20 protein-coding genes are annotated in these 20,319 nt (G+C 71.0%); 10 read left to right on the top strand and 10 right to left on the bottom strand.

Annotation, left to right across the window (positions count from 1 at the left end):
- Positions 1-65: 65 nt before the first annotated feature.
- Positions 66-3,932, top strand: a complete 3,867-nt coding sequence (locus A176_RS24375) for a tetratricopeptide repeat protein (RefSeq protein WP_002637290.1) — start codon at positions 66-68, stop codon at positions 3,930-3,932.
- A gap of 1 nt (position 3,933) precedes the next feature.
- Complete coding sequence (locus tag A176_RS24370) at positions 3,934-4,314, top strand: hypothetical protein (RefSeq protein WP_044890949.1); 381 nt, start codon at positions 3,934-3,936, stop codon at positions 4,312-4,314.
- A gap of 16 nt (positions 4,315-4,330) precedes the next feature.
- On the opposite strand, the gene A176_RS24365 is transcribed toward A176_RS24370, so the two are convergent.
- From A176_RS24365 to A176_RS24350, 4 genes are all read right to left on the bottom strand, one after another.
- Positions 4,331-6,418 (bottom strand): RecQ family ATP-dependent DNA helicase, encoded by a 2,088-nt coding sequence (locus A176_RS24365; RefSeq protein WP_002637292.1) that lies wholly within the window; start codon positions 6,416-6,418, stop codon positions 4,331-4,333.
- 46 nt (positions 6,419-6,464) lie between these two features.
- A complete protein-coding gene (locus tag A176_RS24360; RefSeq protein WP_044890967.1) occupies positions 6,465-6,716 on the bottom strand; it encodes a hypothetical protein in 252 nt (83 codons plus the stop codon).
- A complete protein-coding gene (radC, locus tag A176_RS24355) occupies positions 6,716-7,498 on the bottom strand; it encodes a RadC family protein (protein WP_002637294.1) in 783 nt (260 codons plus the stop codon). The genes A176_RS24360 and radC overlap by 1 nt, the downstream gene beginning before the upstream one ends.
- Before the next feature lie 277 nt (positions 7,499-7,775).
- Positions 7,776-8,111, bottom strand: coding sequence for a cyclic nucleotide-binding domain-containing protein (locus A176_RS24350; protein WP_002637296.1), 336 nt, complete (start codon positions 8,109-8,111; stop codon positions 7,776-7,778).
- Positions 8,112-8,182: 71 nt separating this feature from the next.
- Between A176_RS24350 and trxB the strand changes: the two genes are divergently transcribed.
- The 4 genes from trxB (at position 8,183) to A176_RS24330 (ending at position 11,365) form a co-directional block, all read left to right on the top strand.
- Entirely contained in the window at positions 8,183-9,145 is a 963-nt protein-coding gene (gene trxB / locus A176_RS24345) for a thioredoxin-disulfide reductase (RefSeq protein ID WP_002637297.1), read from the top strand.
- Positions 9,146-9,239: 94 nt separating this feature from the next.
- Positions 9,240-10,424, top strand: a complete 1,185-nt coding sequence (locus A176_RS24340; RefSeq protein ID WP_002637298.1) for a trans-sulfuration enzyme family protein — start codon at positions 9,240-9,242, stop codon at positions 10,422-10,424.
- Entirely contained in the window at positions 10,421-10,876 is a 456-nt protein-coding gene (moaC, locus tag A176_RS24335) for a cyclic pyranopterin monophosphate synthase MoaC (protein ID WP_002637299.1), read from the top strand. Before A176_RS24340 ends, moaC begins: the two co-directional genes overlap by 4 nt.
- 237 nt (positions 10,877-11,113) lie before the next feature.
- Entirely contained in the window at positions 11,114-11,365 is a 252-nt protein-coding gene (locus tag A176_RS24330; RefSeq protein WP_002637300.1) for a hypothetical protein, read from the top strand.
- A 9-nt stretch (positions 11,366-11,374) separates the two neighbouring features.
- Here the strand turns inward: A176_RS24330 and A176_RS24325 are convergent, their stop codons facing one another.
- The 4 genes from A176_RS24325 to A176_RS24310 all read right to left on the bottom strand — a co-directional run bounded on the left by A176_RS24325 (position 11,375) and on the right by A176_RS24310 (position 14,768).
- A complete protein-coding gene (locus A176_RS24325) occupies positions 11,375-11,938 on the bottom strand; it encodes an NUDIX hydrolase (protein WP_002637301.1) in 564 nt (187 codons plus the stop codon).
- Positions 11,939-11,977: 39 nt separating this feature from the next.
- On the bottom strand, positions 11,978-12,802 hold the full coding sequence (locus tag A176_RS24320; protein ID WP_082282936.1) for a transglutaminase family protein: 825 nt from the start codon (positions 12,800-12,802) through the stop codon (positions 11,978-11,980).
- 84 nt (positions 12,803-12,886) lie between these two features.
- A complete protein-coding gene (locus A176_RS24315; protein ID WP_002637303.1) occupies positions 12,887-13,162 on the bottom strand; it encodes a hypothetical protein in 276 nt (91 codons plus the stop codon).
- A 7-nt stretch (positions 13,163-13,169) separates the two neighbouring features.
- A complete protein-coding gene (locus A176_RS24310; protein ID WP_002637304.1) occupies positions 13,170-14,768 on the bottom strand; it encodes a YiiX/YebB-like N1pC/P60 family cysteine hydrolase in 1,599 nt (532 codons plus the stop codon).
- A 203-nt stretch (positions 14,769-14,971) separates the two neighbouring features.
- On the opposite strand from A176_RS24310, the gene A176_RS24305 reads away from it, so the two are divergent.
- The 3 genes from A176_RS24305 to A176_RS24295 all read left to right on the top strand — a co-directional run bounded on the left by A176_RS24305 (position 14,972) and on the right by A176_RS24295 (position 16,715).
- Positions 14,972-15,289 (top strand): DUF2795 domain-containing protein, encoded by a 318-nt coding sequence (locus tag A176_RS24305; RefSeq protein ID WP_002637305.1) that lies wholly within the window; start codon positions 14,972-14,974, stop codon positions 15,287-15,289.
- Positions 15,290-15,369: 80 nt separating this feature from the next.
- Positions 15,370-16,275, top strand: a complete 906-nt coding sequence (locus A176_RS24300; RefSeq protein WP_002637306.1) for a hypothetical protein — start codon at positions 15,370-15,372, stop codon at positions 16,273-16,275.
- Positions 16,272-16,715, top strand: coding sequence for a CoA-binding protein (locus A176_RS24295; RefSeq protein WP_002637307.1), 444 nt, complete (start codon positions 16,272-16,274; stop codon positions 16,713-16,715). The genes A176_RS24300 and A176_RS24295 overlap by 4 nt, the downstream gene beginning before the upstream one ends.
- A gap of 58 nt (positions 16,716-16,773) precedes the next feature.
- Here the strand turns inward: A176_RS24295 and A176_RS24290 are convergent, their stop codons facing one another.
- Complete coding sequence (locus A176_RS24290; RefSeq protein WP_002637308.1) at positions 16,774-18,375, bottom strand: S8 family serine peptidase; 1,602 nt, start codon at positions 18,373-18,375, stop codon at positions 16,774-16,776.
- A gap of 297 nt (positions 18,376-18,672) precedes the next feature.
- Between A176_RS24290 and A176_RS24285 the strand changes: the two genes are divergently transcribed.
- Positions 18,673-19,383: a hypothetical protein gene (locus tag A176_RS24285; protein ID WP_002637309.1), complete on the top strand. Its 711-nt coding sequence runs from the start codon at positions 18,673-18,675 to the stop codon at positions 19,381-19,383.
- A gap of 3 nt (positions 19,384-19,386) precedes the next feature.
- Here A176_RS24285 and A176_RS24280 read toward each other — a convergent pair whose 3' ends face one another.
- A complete protein-coding gene (locus A176_RS24280; RefSeq protein ID WP_002637310.1) occupies positions 19,387-20,277 on the bottom strand; it encodes a patatin-like phospholipase family protein in 891 nt (296 codons plus the stop codon).
- Positions 20,278-20,319: the final 42 nt, after the last annotated feature.

The raw sequence follows: 20,319 nt of genomic DNA, 5'->3' as shown, positions 1-20,319 counted from the left end.
AGCCCTGGACGAGAGAGGGGTGCTATGGTCCGGCTCCCCGCCCGAGCACCGGAGTCGCGAGCGCAATGGCCAAGTCGATGGTGGAGCGTTACGAGCAGCTCCTCCGGCAGGACCCCACTTCTTCCGTATTCGTCGAACTCGCCAAGGCCCTGCTAGAAAAGGGGGACGCCGCGCGCGCCATCGAGGTCTGCGGACAAGGCATCTCCCACCACCCCGCGTCCATCGTCGGCCGCGTGTTGTGGGGCAAGGGCCTCATCCAACAAGGCCGTCCCGCCGAGGCGATGGAGCAGTTCGACCAGGCCATCTCCATCGAGAAGGACAACCCCTACGCCTACAACCTGATTGGCGAGGTGCTGCTCCAGCGCGGCCTGTACCGGTCCGCGCTGCCCATCCTCCGCAAGGCGGTGGCGCTGCAGCCCAACGATGGGCGCGTGAAGAACTGGTTGGATCAGGCGCAACAGGCGCTGGCGGGTGGGCCCGCCCCCGTGTTCGCGGACCTGATGGGGCTGGAGAAGCCCGCGGCCGAAGAGGACTCGCCTGGCGATGAGCCGAAGGCCGAGCCACCGGAGGCGCCCGCGTCCACCGTGGCGCCCATGGCCGCCGCGCGTCGGCGGGCCGCTGCGCTGGGCGACGCCGCGAAGGTGAAGTCGGCGGGGCGGGGTGAGGAGAGCCCGGACGGCGCGGGTTCCGCCGATGGGGGCGATGATGCTTCCTCGGGGGATGCTTCCGAGGGGCGCGCCGGGGCGGAGCCTTCAGGCACGGCGTCCTCGCGTGGCGCCGGGGCGGAGCCTTCGGGCAACGCGTCCTCGCGTGGCGCTGGGGCGGAGCCTTCGGGCAACGCGTCCTCGGGTGGCGCCGGGACGGATTCTTCAGGCAAGACGTCCTCGCGGAGCGCCGAGTCGGCGCAGGCGGGGGCGGGTGCCTCAGACGGTGCCTCCCGTTCTGGAGAGGTGCCGGCCCGTGATGCAGGCGCGGCGCTGGGGCTGCTGGACCGGCGAGTGCCGGTGTCGCAGACCGCGTTGGGCTCGGAGGTTCCGAGCCTCGACCTCGGCCTGGGTGACGACGAGGACGCGCCCCAGCAAGACGCGCGGCACGCGGCCCCGGATGCGCCTTCCGACGGTGCGCCCGCGGACGAGAACTCCGACGGGCAGGATCCCGCCGCGCGGGATGGCGAGGCGGGGCAGGACGCCGACGCCGCGCAGGCCGCGGGTTCGGATGATGCGCTCTCCGCGCGGGATTCCTCCTCGGCGTCGGACGCGGAGGCGTCTCGGTCCGCGGCACATGACGAACCCGCTTCCGTGGCGGAGGCCATCGCCGCTGATGCCGCGGCGTCTGGTGGCATGGGCGGGCTGCTCGGGGACCTCCCGCCGCCCGAGCCCATGGCGTCGACGCCCCGCGCGGCCGTGACTCCCGCGGGGCGGACCTCGTCGGTCGGCAAGCGCTCCCTGCTCGAGGACATCCCGGATGCGGCTCCTGCTTCAGGAGCGGCGAATGCGAAGTCGAAGGCTCGCAAGCCGGACACGGAAACCCTCACGGCCGAGTACGAGAAGGAGCTCCGGGCCAAGCTGGCGCGCGAGGCCGCGAAGACGTCGTTCATCGCCCGGCACGGCGTGAAGGTCGTCGGCGCCGTCGTGGGCGTGGTGGTGCTGGCCATCGTCGTCGTCAGCTTCATCAACATCCGCGCGAACCAGGGCGGGCAGACGCTGAACGAGACGCTGGCCCGGGCCGAGGACCTCATCCTCCAGGACACGGGCGCGTCGCTGGACGGTGCCCTGGCGCAGTTGCTCAAGGCCCAGGAGATGGATGAAAGCAGCCCCCGCGTCTGGTCGCTGACGGCGTGGGCGCACGCGCTCCGGTTCGCGGACCATGGCGAGGCCTCGGAGGACCGGCGTCAGGCGCTGGAAGCCTTGGAGCGGCCGGGGGTGAAGGACGGTGCGCCGGGGCTGGTGCTCGTCACCAACGTGTTGGTTGCGGACGAGCGCGGACGCACGTTGGCGCGCAGCGCGCTGCTGGGCTCGGAGCAGGACAGCACGGAGGTGCATGCGCTCGCCGGGAGCCTGCTGCTGGAGGCGAAGGACGAGAAGCAGGCGCTCGAACGTTTCGACCGCGCGCTGCGGGCGTCTTCCTCCAACGTCCGCGCGCTGGTGGCCCTGGGGGATTACTACAAGGCTTCCGAGGACTTTCCTCAGGCCATCGAGATGTACGAGCGCGCGCGCAAGAAGTCCCCCGAGCACCCCTTCGCCCGCATCGGTCAGGCGGAGGCCCGGCTCGCGCTGTACCAGGACCTGGACGCCGCGCTGGCGGACGTGGCGCCGCTCGCCGAGGACCCGAAGCTGGCGCCTCGGCTCAAGGCGCGTCAGCAGTTGGTGCACGGCGAGTTGCTGTCCGCGCAGGGCAAGCATGCCGAGGCCCGGGCGCTGCTCGCGAAGGGCACGCAGGGGCCGCTGGCTTTCGAGTTCCAACTGGCGCTCGGTGCCGCCAGCCGCGCGGCCGGAACGCTGGACGCGGCCCAGTCCGCCTATGAGGCCGCGCTCAAGCTGCGGCCGAAGAGCGACGAGGCCCGCGAGGGGTTGGGCCGCACGCTGCTGGACCGCGACCGCGAGCGCGAGGTGCTCACCCGGCTGGACGCGGACGGGGGGCGCAAGGTGGCCCTGGTGCGCGGCGCCGCCTACGCGCGGCTCGGGGACTGGAAGCGGGCTCGCGCGGAGCTGGCGCGGACCCGGGTGAATGACCGTTATCCCCCCGAGGCCGTCTCCTGGCTGGCCCTGGCGGACGCCGCCGAAGGCAACGGCACCCAGGCGCGGGAGCTGCTGGAGAAGGCCCTGCTGGCGGCGAAGCGCCCGCGCAACGACATGCGGCTGGCGCTGGGCCAGCTCTACTGGCGCGAGCGGGCCTACGACAAGGCGCAGCAGCAGTTCGAGGAGGCCCAGAAGGACCCGCGTGACTACGAGGGCGCGTGTTCGCTGGGGCGCCTGATGCTGGCGCGCGGCCTGCCGGACATGGCCCTCAAGCCGCTGACGCAAGCGGTGGAGCGCAACGGCGCGCACGGCGAGGCCCGGGATGCGCTGGGGCGGACGCTGCTGTCGCTGGGACAGACGCCGGAGGCGCTCAAGCAGTTCGAGGCGTGGCAGTTGGAGAACCCCGGCAGCGCGGCGGCGCACAAGGGCTTCGCGCTGGCGCTCTACCACTCGGGCCGCCGCAAGGACGCGGAGGCCGCGGTGGCCCGCTCGGTGAAACTGACGACGGATGACGCCGAGGCGCACAAGCTGCGCGCGGCCATCCTGTTCGCCGCGGGCGACGCGCGGGGCGGCTTCTCCGCGCTGGAGCGCGCCAACAAGTTGGACCCGAAGGACGCGGACACCTTCTGTGAAATCGCGCTGGCCTTCATGCGCCAGGGCAACAGCAACAACGCGGAAGCGGCCTTCGCCGCGGCCCGACGCGAGGGCCCGGACGCCACCTGCGGCCGCGTGGGTGAGCTGTACGCGCAGCTCCCCGGTGGCGGCCGTGGCGCGGCGAGGACCCTCGAGGACCTGGCCGCGCGGGCGCCCTCCGTCTGGGACAAAGCCTTCGCGCGGACCACCATGGCGCGGGCGCTGCTGGGGGCGGGGGCCGTGAAGGATGCCCGCACCGCCGCGGACGAAGCCGTGCGCCTGGCGCCCTTCGACGGGCGGGCGCAGCTCGCCCTGGGCATGGTGGCGCTCAAGCAGAAGCAGGAGCCCGTGGCCAAGGCCGCGCTGTTGAAGGCCGTGGAGCTCGAGCCCGCGGACGGCATGGCGCGGCTGGCGCTTGCGGACCTGCTGGTGCGCGAGCCCGGAGAGCTGCCGCAGGCCGTGGCGTCGTACGAGGCGTTCCTGAAGCTCGCGGGTGGCTCGAATGAGGCGGCGCGCGTGAAGAAGGCCCTGCCCAGCCTCAAGAAGAAGGCGGCGAGGTAGCGTGCGGCATTCCTCCTCTCGGACCGACTCCCCCCTGCTGCGCATCATGTGGGGGAACGCGTTCCTGCTGTCGCTCATCTACCTGTTTCTGGGGCTCGGGGTGGAGATTGCCCTGCGCTACTTCCCCTTTCCCTTCCTCCAGCGGCTGTCGCTGTCGCTGGACTCGCTCCCCGCGAGGGCGCTGGAGCTGACGGGCGCCATGGCGCCGCTGCGCGCGGCCTACTTCTCCGGCCGCATCTCCGAGGCCGGCGTGCGCGTCGTTTTCGGCATCACCACCATGGTGGTCATCTTCCTGCTCGCCATGGTGGTGGGCACGCTCATGGGCGGCGTGCGGACCCTGCTGGCGCGGCGTGCCTATCGCCAGGGTGGACGCGGGCCCTGACCCGGGGGGGCCGCGCTCAGCTCCGTCGCCGGACGGTGGGTTTGCGCGCGCGGGCCGCGGCCTCGGGGACGGCCTGGGGCTCATGGCCCGCCGCGCGCGCCATGAGGCAGATTTCCACCACCTTGGGGCCAAAGCGCTCCCAGCGGCTCTCCCCGGTGCCCTTCACCGCGAGGAAGCCCTCCCGGTCCACGGGCAGCGCGGCGGACAGGCCCAGCAGCGTGGCGTCGTTGAAGATGATGAAGGGGGCGACGCCCAGGTCCTTCGACAGCTCCTTGCGCCATCGCCGCAGCTCCGTGGAGGCCAGCTCGCTGTAGTTCGTCACCACCGGCGCCGCCGCCGAGGAGGCGCCCCGCGAGCGTGAGGCGGACGGCCCGTGGGACAGCAGCGTGGGCATCTTCTCCGGCGTACACACGTCGCAGTTGCCACAGGCCGCGTCCACATCCCGCTGGCCGAAGTAGCGAAGCAGCGAGCCGCGCCGGCACTTCTTGTCCCGGTCCGTGTACGCGTACTCCGTCATCCGCCGCAGGAGGGCCAGGTTCAGCCGCTCCTGCTCCCGCAAGCGGCTCAGGTCGAGCGCCAACTCGCGGAAGGGCACCCGCTCCAGCGCGCGGATGGAGCGTCCGGCGAAGGGCCGCCGCACCTTGGCGACGTGGGCCTTCTCCAGGAGCCCGAGCGCGTGGCGGACCTCGTCCACGGACAGGCCGATGCGGCGCGCGAGGATGGTCAGCTCCGTCGTCACCTGCCGGCCCACGGGGAACGTTTCGAGCAGGGACTTGAGCAGCCGCTGCGCGTCGGGCGAGTGCGGCTGCGCGGAGGTGGCCTTGTCCAGCAGCGTGATGCCGTGCTCGCCCTCGCCGCGGCTCCCGCGCTCCACCTTGCCCTCGCGCTCCAGCACGCGGAGCGCGGCGGAGACCTCGAACTCGCTCGCGTTCACGCTGCCCGCGAGCACGTGCACGCCCCGGTCGAACTCCTCTACCGATTGGAGGACGTTCCACACGTCACCGAATACGGCCTCGGACGGGTGGCTGCCCTGGATGAGCCGCTCCTGCGTGAAGACGTCCGAGTGGTTGAAGAGGAGCACCGCGCGCGCGGCCTGTCCGTCACGGCCCGCGCGGCCAATCTCCTGGTAGTACGCCTCCACGGCCCGGGGGATGTTGGCGTGGGCGACGAAGCGGATGTCCGGCTTGTCGATGCCCATGCCGAAGGCGTTGGTGGCCACCGCCACCGCTTCCTTCGCGGACATGAAGGTGTCCTGGGCGCGGCGGCGCGCATCGTCGTCCATGCCCGCGTGGTACAGCACCGCCTTCACGCCCCGGCCGTGCAGCTCGGAGAAGACGCCTTCGGCCGCCCGGCGCGTGGAGCAGTAGACGATGCCGCTGCCGCCAATGCCCGCGAGCCGCGCGCAGGCCTCGTGCCGGTCCGCGTCTCCGCCCACCTCCTGCTTGCCCAGGAAGAGGTTGGGGCGGTCGAAGCCCATGGCGAACTCCTGCGGGTCCTTCATCAACAGGACGCGCACGATGTCCGCGCGAACCTCCGGCGTGGCCGTGGCGGTGAGCGCCACCGTGCGCGGTGGCCGCAGCCGCTTGCGCACCTGTCCGAGCAGCGCGTAGTCCGGCCGGAAGTCGTGACCCCACTGGGAGATGCAGTGCGCCTCGTCCACGGCGAGCAGGTCCACGCCCAGGGCGGACACCGTCTCCAGGAAGCTGAGGCTGCGAAAGCGCTCCGGTGCGACGTAGAGCAGCTTGTACTCACGCGCGCGCAGCCTGCGCATCCGGTCCGCGCGCTCCAGGTCGGACAGCGATGAGTTGATGAAGGTGGCCGGGATGCCTCGCGCGGCGAGCTGCTCCACCTGGTCCTTCATCAGTGCAATCAGCGGCGACACCACCAGCGTCAGGCCCGGCAGCAGCGTGGCGGGCAACTGGTAGCACAGGCTCTTGCCCGCGCCGGTGGGCATCACCACCAGCGTGTTCCGCCCGCTGAGGACCGAGGAGATGACCTGGTCCTGCCCCGGCCGGAACCGGGTCAGGGCGAAGTGGCGCTCCAGCCCCTGCTGTGCTTCCTCGAGGTAGGGCAGGTCCACCGGCATCGCGCGCATGTTCATCATCCTGGTCCAGCCGTCAACGGAAACGAGGCCGCCGCGCGGCCTCCAGTCACAGCTCGAGGTTCGGTGGAACCGGAACAGTCAGCCGCGTCCGAATCCGCGCCACGTCCCGCCGCCGCGCCTCCGTTTGCCCTGGCTCCAACCGGCCATCCACCACCACGTCACCTTCGCGCGCCTCCGGAGGGAGCACCGCGCGCTCCACGGTGCACGCCTGTCCGGTCTCCAGCCGCACCACTTGTGCCCGCGTGTCCTCGAGCAGCTCCACCTGCACCGCGCCCCACAGCCCCACCATGCTCACCATCATTCGCCGCCTCCATTCGCGCTCCATGCGCGCCCCGTCTCCTGTGTCTCGTCCGGCAGCAGTCCCCGCTCCAGCATGGACACGTAACCGCCGTCCCCCGTCACCACGTGGTCCAGCACCTTGATGTTGAGCAGCCGAGCGCCCGCCACGAGGTGCCGCGTCAGCGCCACGTCCTGGATGCTGGGCTCCGGGTCTCCGGAAGGGTGGTTGTGCGCCAGGACGATGGCCGTGGCGCGCGCCGTGAGCGCCGCCGCGAACACCTCACGCGGGTCCACCGGACACGCATTCATGGTGCCCTCCGCCACGCGCACGTCGTGCAGCAGCACGTTGCGCGCGTTGAAGCACAGGACGTGGAACACCTCGCGCCGCAGCGCTCCCAGCACCGGCGCCAGGTACCCGGCAATCTCCCGGGGCGTGCGCAGCTTGGGCCGACGCTCCCGGGCATGCTGCGAGCGGCGCCCCAGCTCCAGCGCCGCCAACACCTGCGCGGCCCGGACCGGCCCCACGCCCGGCCGCTGGCTCAAGGCGAGGGGCTCTTCCTGCGCCAGCGCCTTGAGCCCTCCGCCGTGCGTCACCAGCGTCCGCGCCAGCGCCCTGGCTCCGGGCGCCCGCGGCCCGGGGTTCCACACCACGCACAGCAACTCCGGGTCGGTGAGTGCCGCCGCCCCCAGCCGAAAGAGGCGCTCTCGCGACTCCTCCGCGCTTTCCTCACCCCTCGCCCTCACCGACCCATCGCTCGCGGACCCACCGTCCGCCCACGCCGCTCCCGCCGTCTGCTCCATCCCGCCGCCCTCCACGAGGCGGGGACAAAGCAACTCGTGTGCCTGCTTGTGCTACCTGGGGAGTGACGTGCCTACCCGTCCCGACACGTAGAATCGGGCTCGGATGGCGGACGGACAGTCCTGCTCCACTTCGTCTCTCAGGAGCTGAGAGGCGTCAGAAGCGGGAGAGGGCGAAGAAGCCCTTGATCTTCTCGTTCGTCTCGCGGAGCCGTTCGCTCAGGGTCCGCACGAAGGTCCAGAGCAGCACGTACGCCAGGTCCTTGTCGGTGAACATGAGCTAATCCAACTGGGAACGCGCGATGACCCAGACGGAGCAGCTCACGTGGGCGATGGCATCCGCCGAGCGGGGCGAGTCTTCGATAACCGCCATCTCACCGAAATACTGGCCGGGCTCCAGGATGGCGAGCGCCTCCTCGCCAATGCCGGGCACGGACTTGGAGATGCGAACCTTGCCCTCGGCGATTACGAACATCTCCTGGCCGGTCTCCCCCTCACGGAAGAGAAAGGCGCCCGCCGGGTAGGCCCGAAAGTGGCCAATCTGCGCGACCTTGGCGAGCTGTCCCTGGGTCAAACCCTCGAACAGCGCAACCTTCTTGAGGACGGCGGCATCCATGAGCCAGCTTCGTATCACGCGCCCAAGGCGCTCTGGTACCTTGGGGCCATCAACGAGATTTGGGAGGAGTCGTGGCGGAGGAGAAGATCAACAAGGTGACCATTATCGGCTCGGGGCCCGCGGGCTACACCGCGGCCATCTACGCCGCGCGCGCCAACCTGCAGCCGGTGGTGTTCGCTGGCGGTCCCACGCTGGAGCACCCGCAGCGCGTTCCGGGCGGGCAACTCATGGTGACGACCGACGTGGAGAACTATCCGGGCTTTCCGGAGGCCATCACCGGCCCGGAGCTGATGGAGCGCTTCCAGAAGCAGGCGGAGCGGTTCGGCACCACCCTCCACATGGAGAACGTGGTGAAGGTGGACTTCTCCCAGCGCCCCTTCCTCATCCAGGGAGAGAGCGTCAGCTACCGTTCGGAGACGGTCATCATCTCCACCGGCGCGACGGCCAAGTGGCTGGGCGTGAAGGGCGAGGACACGTACAAGAACCGCGGCGTCTCCGCGTGTGCCACCTGCGACGGTGCCTTCTTCAAGAAGCAGGACGTGCTGGTGGTGGGCGGCGGTGACACGGCCATGGAGGAGGCGACGTACCTGGCGAAGATCGTCAACCACGTCACCCTCGTCCACCGCCGCGACACGCTGCGCGCGTCCAAGGTGATGCAGGAGCGCGCCAAGCAGAACCCGAAGATCTCCTTCATGTGGGACTCCGCGGTGGAGGAGGTCGTCGGCGACGGCAAGGGCATGAATGGCGCGGTGGTGCGCAACCTGAAGACGGGTGACAGCCAGCTCGTGAAGGCGACGGGCCTGTTCGTGGCCATTGGCCACACGCCCAACACGGAGCTGTTCCAGGGCGTGCTGGAGACGCACCAGGGCGGCTACCTGAAGACGGTGCCGGGCTCCACCCGCACGAACATCGAGGGCGTGTTCGCCTGCGGTGACGTGCAGGACCACTACTACCGTCAGGCCATCACCGCGGCGGGCACGGGCTGCATGGCCGCCATCGATGCGGAGCGCTGGCTCATCGAGCACGGCGAGTAGCCACTTCGCTCGCGCGAGAGTCCACGAGCATCCCAGGCCGGCCCTTCTTTCGAGGGCCGGCCTTTCCATTCCCGCGAAGGACCCATTCAGGCCCATGAGCTCGAAGCAGAAGACGGTGGCGGTGCACGCCGGGACACGGCTGGCCGGAAGCAAGGCGGTGCCGGTGTCGCCGCCCATCTACCCGGCGGCGGTGAACTGGTTCGACAGCAGCGAGGACCTGGACGCGGCGCTGGACGGGAAGGACTACGCCTACGCCCGCATCAGCGCGCCCAACACGACGCTGCTGGAGGAGGCGGTGGCCGCGCTGGAGGGCGCGGAGGCTTGTGTCGCGTACGCCAGCGGCATGGCCGCGCTGCGCTCCGTCTTCGAGGCCCAGGGGTTCCGCGCGGGTGACGCGCTCGTGATGCCGGCGGACGGCTACGGCGTCACGCGCGCGCTGTACAAGAACCTGTGCGCCACGCTGGGCGTGGAGCTGCACGCGTTCCTGATGACGGACCCCGCCGTGCCCGGGCGCATCCGCGAGCTGAAGCCGCGCATGGTGCTGGCGGAGAGCATCTCCAACCCGCTGCTGCGCGTGCCGGACCTGCGCGTGCTGGCACAGGCGTGCCGCGACGCGGGCGCGACGTTCGTGGTGGACGGCACCTTCCCGTCGCCGGTGGGGCAGCAGTCCCTGGCGCTGGGCGCGGACTACGCGGTGCAGTCCACGAGCAAGTGGCTCAACGGGCACAGTGACGCGCTGGGTGGCACGGTGAGCGGCTCGCGGGAGCGCATGGCGCCGCTGCGCGCCGGGCGGGTGCTCGCGGGGGATGTCCTGGGGCCCTTCGAGGCGTGGCTGACCTTGCGAGGACTGCGCACGTTGCCGGTGCGCATGAAGGCGCATGTCGAGCACGCGGCGCACGTGGCGCGGCGGCTGTCGGAGTCTCCGCTGTTGGAGCGGGTCATCTACCCGGGGCTGCCTTCACACCCGGACCACGCCACTGCGGGCGAGCTGTTGCTGGGCGGCGGTCCCATGGTGGCGTTCGAAATCAAGGGCGCGGGGCGGTCGGAGAGCATGCGCTTCCTGGAGGCGCTGAAGGTGGGCCGGCCCGGTCCTTCGCTGGGCGACGTGTGCACGCTGGTGATGCACGCGGCCAGCGCCAGCGCGCGCCGATTCACCCCGGAGGAGCGGGCGGCGGCGGGCATCCAGGAGAACCTCATCCGCGTCTCGGTGGGGTTGGAGGACCCGGACGACGTCGCGGATGACCTGCTCTCCGCGGTGGCTGAAGGGGTGCGCCGATGAAGATGGTGGACGTGGGCGAGAAGCCGAAGACGGACCGCGTGGCGGTGGCCACCGCGTTGCTGCGGATGCTTCCCGCCACGCGCGAGCGAATCCTCGCGGGGCAGGTGGAGAAGGGGGACGTGCTCGCCGCCGCGCGGCTCGCGGGCATCATGGCCGCCAAGCGCACGCCGGACTTCATTCCCCTGTGTCACCCCATCGCGCTCGCGGGCGTGGAGGTGACGCTGGCGCCGGAGGAGGAGGGGCTGCGCGTCCGGGTGCAGGTGAAGACGGTGGACCGCACGGGCGTGGAGATGGAGGCGCTCACCGCCGCCTGCGCCGCGGCGCTGACGGTCTACGACATGTGCAAGAGCGTGGACCGCGGCATGGTGCTGGACGCCGTGCAGTTGGAGCACAAATCGGGCGGACGTTCCGGGACGTGGGAGCGCGAAGTCCCCGCGCCGAAGGCCCGCTGACGCTGGCGCCGTGGGAGGGCCCATCCCTCCCCACGCGCCGAGGCCCCTGTGTGCTGACCGACAGCCGCGGTGAGTCGCGGCGCCGTGTGTCCGTCCCTGCACGCCCGAAATGTGGCGCCGTCCACGTGCCGCGCATCCGCCTTGCCCTGGGGGCTCCCGGTTTCGCGGGACGGTTCCCAGGTTGCATTTCAGCACGTGCGCGCGTGGAAGGACGCGCACGGGTTCGAGAGGTGACAGGTGTTCCAACTGAAGGGCGTTCTGGCGCTGTTCCCGGCCTTGCTGGCCGCGGGCTGCGGTTCGCTCTCCGACGAAGGGGAGGCGGCCGAGGTGTCGCAGCCGGTGGCGGACCGGGCGAAGTGCGACGCGCAGGCGTCACGCCGCAGGTTCGTGTCGAAGGACAAGCAGGAGTGCCAGGCCGTCTTCTTCGTCTGCGCCCGGGGGGAATCCCCCTTCTTCGACACCTGCGGCTGCGGCTGTTCGCGCCACTGAGGCGTGCGGCTACGGCGTCCCCTGGGACTCCGCGCGCAGCCGTTCCAGGAAGAAGGCCGTCAGCACCACCGAATGCGAGATGTGGCCCTCCAGGATGAGCCGGGGCAGGTCCGCGCGCGGGTGCAGCTCCACCGCGATGTCCTCGCCTTCGTCCTGCCGGCCCTCGTGCCGCTTCACGCAGTCCAGCGCGACGAAGCTGTGGCTCACGTTGCCCTGGAACGCGGGGTTGGGATGCACCTGCCCCAGGGACACCAGCCGGCCCGCCACGTAGCCCGTCTCCTCCTCCAGCTCGCGCGCCGCGGCGGCCTCGGGGGCCTCGCCCGGGTCTATGATGCCGCCGGGGACCTCCAGCGTGCTCCGGTCGATGCCGAAGCGGAACTGCCGCACCAGCACGAGCTGCTCGTCCGGCGTCACCGCGATGACCGTCACCCAGTCCGCGCAGTCCACGCGCACGCGCGGGTGCTCCTGATTCGTTCGCGGGTCCGCCCACCAGTCCTCGCGCACGCGAGCGACGGTGAAGTCGTGCTCCAGCCCGCGGCGCAGCCTGCGCCAGGGCTTCACCTCATGGGACATGTGAGAGTCCTCCCCAGGCAGCGCCTGGGCCCGGGGTCATCAGTTCAGCAGCGCCGCGCGCTCCCGCAGCTCGCGGGCCGTCATCTCCAACCGGTCTCGGTCGGGGGCATCCGGCGACAGCTCCAGGCAGCGCTCCACGTCCTTCAGCGCCGCGCGGTAGGCGCCCAGGCTGCTCAGCAGCGCCGCGCGGGTGCGCAGCTCGCCCGGATGGTCTGGCGCCAGCAGCAGCAGCATGTCCACCACCGCCAGGCCCCGCTCACAGTCCTCGCGGCCCAGGTACACGCGCCGCAGGTTGGACAGCATCCGGTACGCAATCAGCTCCACCGGCGCGGGCGCCAGCATGTTGCGGTCGAACTTGAGCTGCGGCGCCACGCGCTTGAGCAGCTCCGCGCAGCCGTGCTCCGTGAGGATGTCCCCGTGGTGGAACGGGTCCATGACCAGCTTGTGGTCCCCCGCGTCGTGCGCGACCAGGAAGTGGCCCGGGAAGGGGACGCCGTACAGGGAGATTCCCGCGCGCCGCGCCACCTCCAGGTAGACGACGGAGAGGGTGATGGGCAGGCCCATCTTCCGCTCCAGCACCTGGTCCAGGAAGCTGTTCTCGGGCGAGTGGTAGTCGTCCTCGTTGCCGCGGAAGCCCTCGATGTCCGCCAGCACGTGGCGCAGGGCCCGCAGGGAGGCGAGGACCTCACCCTTCTCACTCAACCGCTCCGCCTCCACCTGCACACGGCATGCGAGCACGTCCAGCATGTGCAGACACCCCGGGGCGTCCAGCAGGGGTTGCTCCAGGGTGGCGATGGCCAGGGCCGCCAGGTCCAGCCGAGGGGGCTCCGCCGCCAGCGCCGACACCAGACGCTCCCGAGCCAGCGGAGGGCTGAATCCAGAGGGAATGCTCACGGCGGGAACCAGTAACCCACGATGGCCCGGACGGCAAAGGCAGGCAGCCGAGCGTCAGAATGCAGGAGGTTCAAATGGCAGCCGTCCCTTGATTTCCGCCCGGAGGGCAACCTGGGCCGCAATCAGCCCGGACAGGATTCCATCCTCGAACTCGAATGTAGGATGTTCCTTGAGCGCCGGGAAGTCGTGGGAATTGCGCACTTCCTCCGGGGAGATGTTGGGCACGGCCTCGCGGGCCAGCCGCAGCACCTTGGCCTGCTGCTGGGAAATCATCTTCTCGAAGAGCTGGGCGGACAACTGCAGCATCTCTTCGGCCATCTGCTCCGTCATGGTGTGTCTACTCCTGGGCGATGTCCCATTTGGCACGGCGGTAGCTGTAACGGAATGCGTCGGCGTCCGCCTCCTTCGCGTTGCCTTCCGCCTCCCGGCCGTCCAGGAAGGCCACGAAGTCGAGCTGCCGGTCCTCCCGGCCATATTCCGCGTCGAAGAGGCGGACCAGCTCGTTGGCGGGGAGGGTGCGCCGCCCGGCCACGCTGACCAGGGGGATGCGCAGCCCCGTCATGTCGCTGGCGGGCGCATAGGACTTCCACACCAGCTCCGTGCACACGAGCGTCTGGTCGGAGAAGAAGTCGAAGTCGAAGTCGTAGGGCCGGCCCTGGTAGGTGAAGGCGCGGAGAATGGCGCGGGCCTTCTCCAGGCGTGACAGGCGCGGGCGCATGACGCCCAGGTAGTCCACCCGCATGCCGTGCTCCAGGCCGGTGAAGGACACGCCCTCGCTGATGGATTCGAGGATGCGGATGGGCTCGCCGTGCGCGTCCTGGCCGGAGTACTCGGCCCACTTGGCGGGGAAGGTCCGGGCCAGGTGCTGGGTGAAGGAGCCCTGTTCGCCAGGGAGCGTGGCCACCCAGGCCTTCACCTCCGCGTCGTCATCCAGGTAGGCGCGAAGCTGGGCGGGCGTGCCGAGGAAGAGCTCCGCGTGGGGCCAGAAGCCGGGCAGGCCGATGTTGGAGAGGTACCAGTTCTGACGGGCCACCAGGATGTCGCCGGGCTCCATCCGCTCCAGCAAGGACAGCGCCTGTTCGCGGGAGATGAGCGGCTGGCCCACGCGGCGCACGCGGGTGTCGCCCATCCATTCGGCCACCGCGCGCTGCACCGGGAAGAAGGCGCGCTGCGCGGTGCCGGTGGTGCGTACCGCGGCGGCCTTGACGAAGAGCTTGGCGCCCCGCTGTGTCAGCAGCCCCTTGGCGACCTTGCTGTTGTGCCTCATCTCCTGGAGGAGCCAGGGCACGCGGGGGGCGTCCAGGGCCCCGGCCTTCACCAGCAGCGGGCGGAGCTGCTCCTTGTAGCCGTCCCCGCTGAGGAGCTGCGAGCTGGTGGACACGTGGATGGCCTTGTCCTTGAAACGCGTGAAGGCGCGCGGCGGGAGGCCGTATTCGGGAGCGGGCTCGTCCAGCAGCACCTCGAGCTGTTTGCGCCCCACGGTGAGGTCCGCGTAGGTGAGGCCATGGGCCAGCTCCGTGGTGAGCGCGCCGTGGGTGAGGAGGAAGCCCCAGGCGTGCTTCTTCGGCTGTGAGAGGGAGGGCACCTTGACGAAGTCCCAGTAGCGCTGGCGGATGACCTCGGTGGCGACGAAGTAGTCGAAGAAGGCGGCCCAGGTGCTGAGCAGCAACTGCTTCTGGTCCGGCGTGTACGGCACGCTCTGCTTCTGGAGGTACACGTCGCGCGACTGCTTCACGGCGTCCTGCAGGCTCCTCAAGCCCCGCGTGTTTCGCTCCAGCAGGGCCAGGTCCGCCTGGGCCTGGGCGACGAAGGCCTCGTCGTCCAGGTCGAAGACGTCCTGCGCCTGCGCGGCGAGGGCTGTTGTCGATGCGGCCGGGGTGCTGCTGGGCGTGCTGGCGAGCGTGAGCCCGGCGAGCAGCAGGGAGGCGGCGAACATGGGGTGTGGGCTCCTGCGAGGACGGCGTCGCGGGCACTCTAGCCTGGGAAGGGAGCGGGACGGCTGGCCCCCTGGAAGGGCAGCGGCGGGGACGGGGGCGCCCCGGGTGGTCCCGCGCCTCGGTCATCCCCACATTGTCAGGGCACACCACGAACGCACCGGGGCCGAGGGCCAGGGCGCCCGGGCAGAAAGGCGGATGCACGATGGCTTATGGACTCGCGGAGGATCCGGCGCTCTCCATCACCCCGCACCTCGACGCGGTGGAGTACCCCGTCGAGCGGGAGCAACTGGTGATGGCCGCCGCGGATGCAGGCGCGCCCCCCGATGTCATCAACCTCTTCAAGTGCCTGCCGCGTCCGGAGTACGCCACCCGTGAGGCCGTGATGCGAGACCTCTCCGAGGCCTCCCGCAGGTCCGCCCTGGGCGGCTTGAAGGACGACGACGGGGTGAACCGGGACCGCCGCAACATCGGCAGGGACCTGGTGGAGAACGCCCCGGACGGCCAGACGCGTCATCCGTGAACAGGGCGGCGTCCGCCATGGACGCCGACAGGTGGAAGCGCTCGCGGCCGCGGGCGCTTTCTGCCAGCGTGCGGACGCGCATGCGTCCCGGGTTCTTGTCGTGCAGTCTCATCCTCTCGCTGACCGTCACCGCTTGCAGCCGCCGGGCGCCGCTCTCGGTGGCGCCCGCGGAGGCTCGGCCCGCCACGGTCCGGCTGGACTTCCAGCCGCCGGTGGACCGCGTCCTCACGGAGACGCAGCGCAGCGTGCGCTCGGTGGAGCGCGGCGGCCAGGCCCTTCGCGAGGAAGTGGAGCTCTCCACTCGGACGCGCTTCACGCCCTCCGAAGGGGGCTGGCTGCTGGCGCAGTCGGTGCCTTCCTCGCGGCTGTGGCGCAACGGGCAGGAGGTGCCCACCGGCGTGGCGGACGTGCTGGCGCGCTTCACGCTGCGGGCCTGGCTGGCGGCGGACGGCACCTTCGTGAAGCTCGTGGAGCCCGAGGCCGCGCAGGAGGCGCTGCGCCAGGTGGTGCCCGGGGGCTCGGAGGCGGGCGTGCTGGAGCGCTTCTTCGCGCCCGAGGCGCTGGAGGCGCGCGCGCGCCGCGAGTGGGAGGTGAAGTTCTCTGGCCTGCTTCAGCGCAACCTCACCGAGGGCCACGTCAGTTGGGCCGTGGACCAGGTGCCCATGGGCGACAGCCAGGTGGCCTATGTCCTGGAGCGCACCGTGCAAGGCACGCGGGGCACGCCGCTGGGCGACGCGGTGGTGCTGAGCTTGCGGTGCCTGGACGCGCTGCCGGAGGACGCGCCGGACGCGTTGACGGACGTGTGGGTGATGGCGGGCCGGCCGGAGCTGACGCCGGGCGTGGCCTGTGAAGGCGAACAAGTGGTGGCGCGGGGACGCTTCGTGCCGGTGAGCCGCCAGCTCACGGTGCGGGCGACGGTGGCGGGCGAGGCTTGGACTGTCACGACGGAGTCCCGGGCAGAGGGGCTCCAGGAGGAGGCGCGATGACCTGGGAGCAGAACCTCATCGAGGACGAAGCAGGGGTGGAGCAGGTGGTGAAGGGCGCGCGGCGGGTGGCGGTGCTCGGCATCAAGACGGAGCAGCAGTCGGGCCAGCCCGCCTTCTACGTGCCGGACTACCTGGCGCGCGAGGGCGTGGAGGTGGTGCCCGTGCCCGTCTACTACCCGGACGTGACGCACATCCTGGGCAAGCCGGTGTTCCGGCGGCTGGAGGACGTGCCCGGCGAGCTGGACCTGGTGGACGTGTTCCGCAGGCCGCAGGACATCGACGCGCACGTGGAGGACCTCATCGCCAAGAAGCCGAAGGCGGTGTGGTTCCAGTCCGGCATCCGCAACGACGCCGCGGCGGAGAAGCTGGCCAAGGCGGGCATCCAGGTGGTGCAGGACCGCTGCCTCATGGTGGACCACCGGCGCTACGGCGCGCGGTAGTCACGGGAACAGCCCCCACCGTCCCCGCGTGGACGGTGGGGACCTCCGCTCCGTGGGCCTAGAAGTCGCCCGCGACGACGCGGGGCAGGGCCCTGCGCAGGTCAGGCCGTGGGCCAATCTGGCGCGCGTTGGCTTCCTGCGGCGTGCCCGTCGCACGAAGCAGCGCGCGCATCTGCGCGCTCGTCAGGAGGCGGCCGTTGGCCCGGGCCACGCCCTGCGCGCTGGCGGCGGCGCCCACCACGATGGGCGAGGCGCTGGACGTGCCGCTGAAGCTGGACGTGTAGAACTGGTCCTCGCCATGGCTGCCCCAGACGTTCCCGTAGCCCATGGAGTAGACGCGCTCACCCCAGCCGTGCACGTCCACGCGTCCGCCGAAGTTCGTCCAGCACATGGGCGCGCGGGTGATGGCGGTGCTGCCGCCCACGATGATGGCCTCCGAGTCCCGCGTGTTGCGGTTGAACCGGCCACCGTACGCGGCCGCGTCCAGGTCGGCGCTGCCGTTACCCGCGGCCTCCACGACGATGACGCCGTTGGCGGTGGCCGTCTTGATGGCGTCGTAGTTCGCCTGCCAGTACTCCATCGCGATGTAGTTGCACTGGGCGGTGTTGCACGTGCACGCGGTGCCATCCGAGGGGCCCTGGGCGTGCAGCTCGATGAGGACGATGCCGCCCCGGCCCACCGCTGTGGCCGCGTTGGCGATGGCGCTGGCCGAGCTCTGGGAGCCAATGGCCGCGTAGCCCGCCTGCGCCCCGTGCGCGATGCCCGTCACGCCGTACGCGTTGCTCGCGCCGACAATCTCGCCGAGCACGGCCGTGCCGTGGTTGCGCCAGCCAATGTCCGCGTACTGGGTGCCATTCATGAAGAAGAGGTTCGGCATGTCCTCGTGGGTGGTGCGCCAGCCGCCTTCCACGTCCACCACCTTCACGCCCGTCCCCGTGCCGCCGCGCAGCGTCCACCCGTATCGCGCGTCGACGCCGTTGGGCGCCGCGTCGAGGTAGCCCTGGTTGCCTTCATACAGCGGGGTGGCGGGCGGGATGTCCGCCGCCGCGAGCAGGCTGCGCACCGCGGGCTCCATGGCGAAGTTCACCATGGCGGGCTCGGGGGGCGGCTCGGCGTAGGCCAGCTCCACGCCGTCCAGCGCGTTGAGCGCGCCGACCAGGTCGGCCACGCGCTCGGCCGTGGTGCCCGGCATCAGCGGCACTTCGAAGTAGAGGTTCAGGTCCGCCAACTGCTGGCCGCTCTGCTTCTCACCGGAGGCCTTGTTCGTGGTGAGCGTCGCCTCGGGCGTGTCGAAGAGGCGGGCCACGCCGCCGGTGCGCGGCGCGCGCTCCAACAGGGACTCCACCTGGGTGGCGTTGTCCTGGACGCGGGCCGAGTCGAGGTTGCGGCCGGCGAGCAGCGACTGCTCCGCCGCGTCGCGCTCGGACGTGAGCGCCACCAGCTTGTTGTCACGCAGGCGCACGTGGCTGCCTTCGTGGAACTTCACCACGATGCGCTCCACGTAGGTGTTCGGAGCGAGCTCGCGGCCCGTGGGCTTCGCGACCAGCTCACGGGGCTTCAGTCGCTGCGGCGCCGCCGCGGCGGTGGGCGCGAACGCCAGCACCGAGAGGGACAGCATCGCGTATCGCAGGGGACGCATCGACAGGAACGACGTCGTCATGGACAGCCTCCACTTCGGTCAAGGGGACGGCCGTGACGGAGCCCAAGCGCGAACACCTGAGACCCCGAGTCACGCGAACATCATGCATTTCTGGTCTGTCATGAAATGAGGAAAGACGATTCACAGTCGTGTGAAATCAAACAAGACGCCGCCCTCTGGGAGCAGGCGCGGGCTTCGGGCTCAGAAGTGCGCCGCTGGCGTGTTGTCAGTCCGCGTGGAATCGTCGGCTTGTCCTGGAATCGGCGTCTCGCCGCTGCGGGGCAGTGTGGGCGGCTCGCCGCCCGGGAGCATCGGTCGATGCGCGTGTTGCGTGCGGTGGGGCAGGGGTTGCGGGTGGTGTTGTCGTTGATGGGCGTGGGCTTGCTGGGCGCGTTCAAAGGCGGAGCGCTCTTCGGACTGGTGGGCCTGGCCGTGGGCGCGGCGACCTGGTTCCTTCCCGGGTGGCTGGGCGTGGCGCCCGCGCCCACGTGGCTCGTGGTGCTGGGCGTCGTCCTGCCGCCGCTGGCCCTGTCCGCGTCGGGCGGCTACGCGTTCATGTTGCAAGCCGTGTCGGGCCGGCTGGCGCACGAGGCGAAGGAGCGGGGCGTCGTTGGCCGCGTGTACGCGGTCCTCAAGCCCGTCACGGCGCAGGTGGCGAAGCGGCTCCAGGGCACGGGGTCGCTGTCTCGCGAGGAGCTGTCACGTGTCGTGGACGCCTCGGTGAGCGAGCACCTGCGTCAGGTGGAGGCGGCGCAGGACGACGTCGCGCCCCCACGGAGGACGGAGGTGGAGCGCTTCCTCATGGAGCAGTCGCGCCGCGTGTTGGGCGTGCTGGCCCTGCGCGCCGTCGTCTCCGCGCCGGACTCCGCCTCCGCGGTGCGGAACCTGGAGTCGCTGGGCCTCGAGCGCGTGGAGATGACGCTGGTGGAGCGGCTGGAGGACCTCTTCTTCCTCCAGGTGGTGCTGGCCTTCGGGGCGGGCGCGCTGGTGGCCGTCGCGCCCGCGGTGCTCATGGTGTGGCCGCGCTGACGCTCACCACGCGGCCTGGTTGAAGGGGAGGGGCGGGCGCGCCAACGCGCGCTCCGCGGCGAGCCTCGCCTGGTCCAGCGCGTCGAAGCCGCGCTCCATCGTGGTGGGCGACACCGGCGGCAGGTTGGAGACGACGACGTAGACGGGCACCTGCTTCTGCTCCAGCACGGTGAGCTGGAGGCGGAAGTGGTCCTGGCGCAGCGCCGCCGAGCCCGCCGCCAGTCCCTGTGCGTACGCCATGGGCCCGCCCACCACCTTGCGCGTCTTGCTGGGCAGGTAGTGCACGAGGATGGCGTCCAGCTCCGCGCCAGCGGCGCTCTCGTGCAGGGACAGCGCGGGCGCCTTGTCCACCAGCCCGCCGTCCCAGTACAGGTTGCCCTCCAGCGGCACCGCGCGGAACAGTCCGGGGTAGGCGCACGTCGCGTGGACGCGCGGCGCCAGCTCTCCCGTGTTGAAGACGTCGTGGCGGCCCAGCGTGAGGTTGGCGCCCACCAGCAGCAGCGGGTGCGGCAGCTCCTCGAAGGTGCGCACCGGCAACGTGGCCTCCAGCAGCCGGCGGAACCGCTCGCCCTTGAGCAGGCCCGTCAGGCCGTGCCCCGCGTCGGCCGCGTTGAGCACCGCGCCAATGGGGTCGGGGTCCCAGAAGTTGGCGCGCGTCTGCCGCAGCACCAGCTCCTCGATGTCATGCACCGGCGTGCCCGCCGCCGCGTAGGCCGCCACCATGCCGCCCGCGGAGGTGCCCGCGTACGCATGGGGCTTCAGGCCCGCGGACGTCAGGCCCTTGAGGAAGCCGGCGTGACCATAGAAGCCGAAATATCCAGCGGAGAGGACGAGTCCAAACCGCTTGCCGTCCAGCAGAGAGTGAAGGGTCGGGGTGTGGGAGGGCGTCGCCATGCTTCGCCCTGTACGCGACTGTCGGGTGTCAGGCAACGCGTC

This window comes from Myxococcus hansupus, from assembly GCF_000280925.3.
In the GTDB taxonomy this organism is placed as follows: Bacteria; Myxococcota; Myxococcia; order Myxococcales; family Myxococcaceae; genus Myxococcus; species Myxococcus hansupus.
The sequence above is the reverse complement of the archived record's forward strand: the minus strand, read 5'-3'. Positions and strand labels throughout refer to the sequence as shown.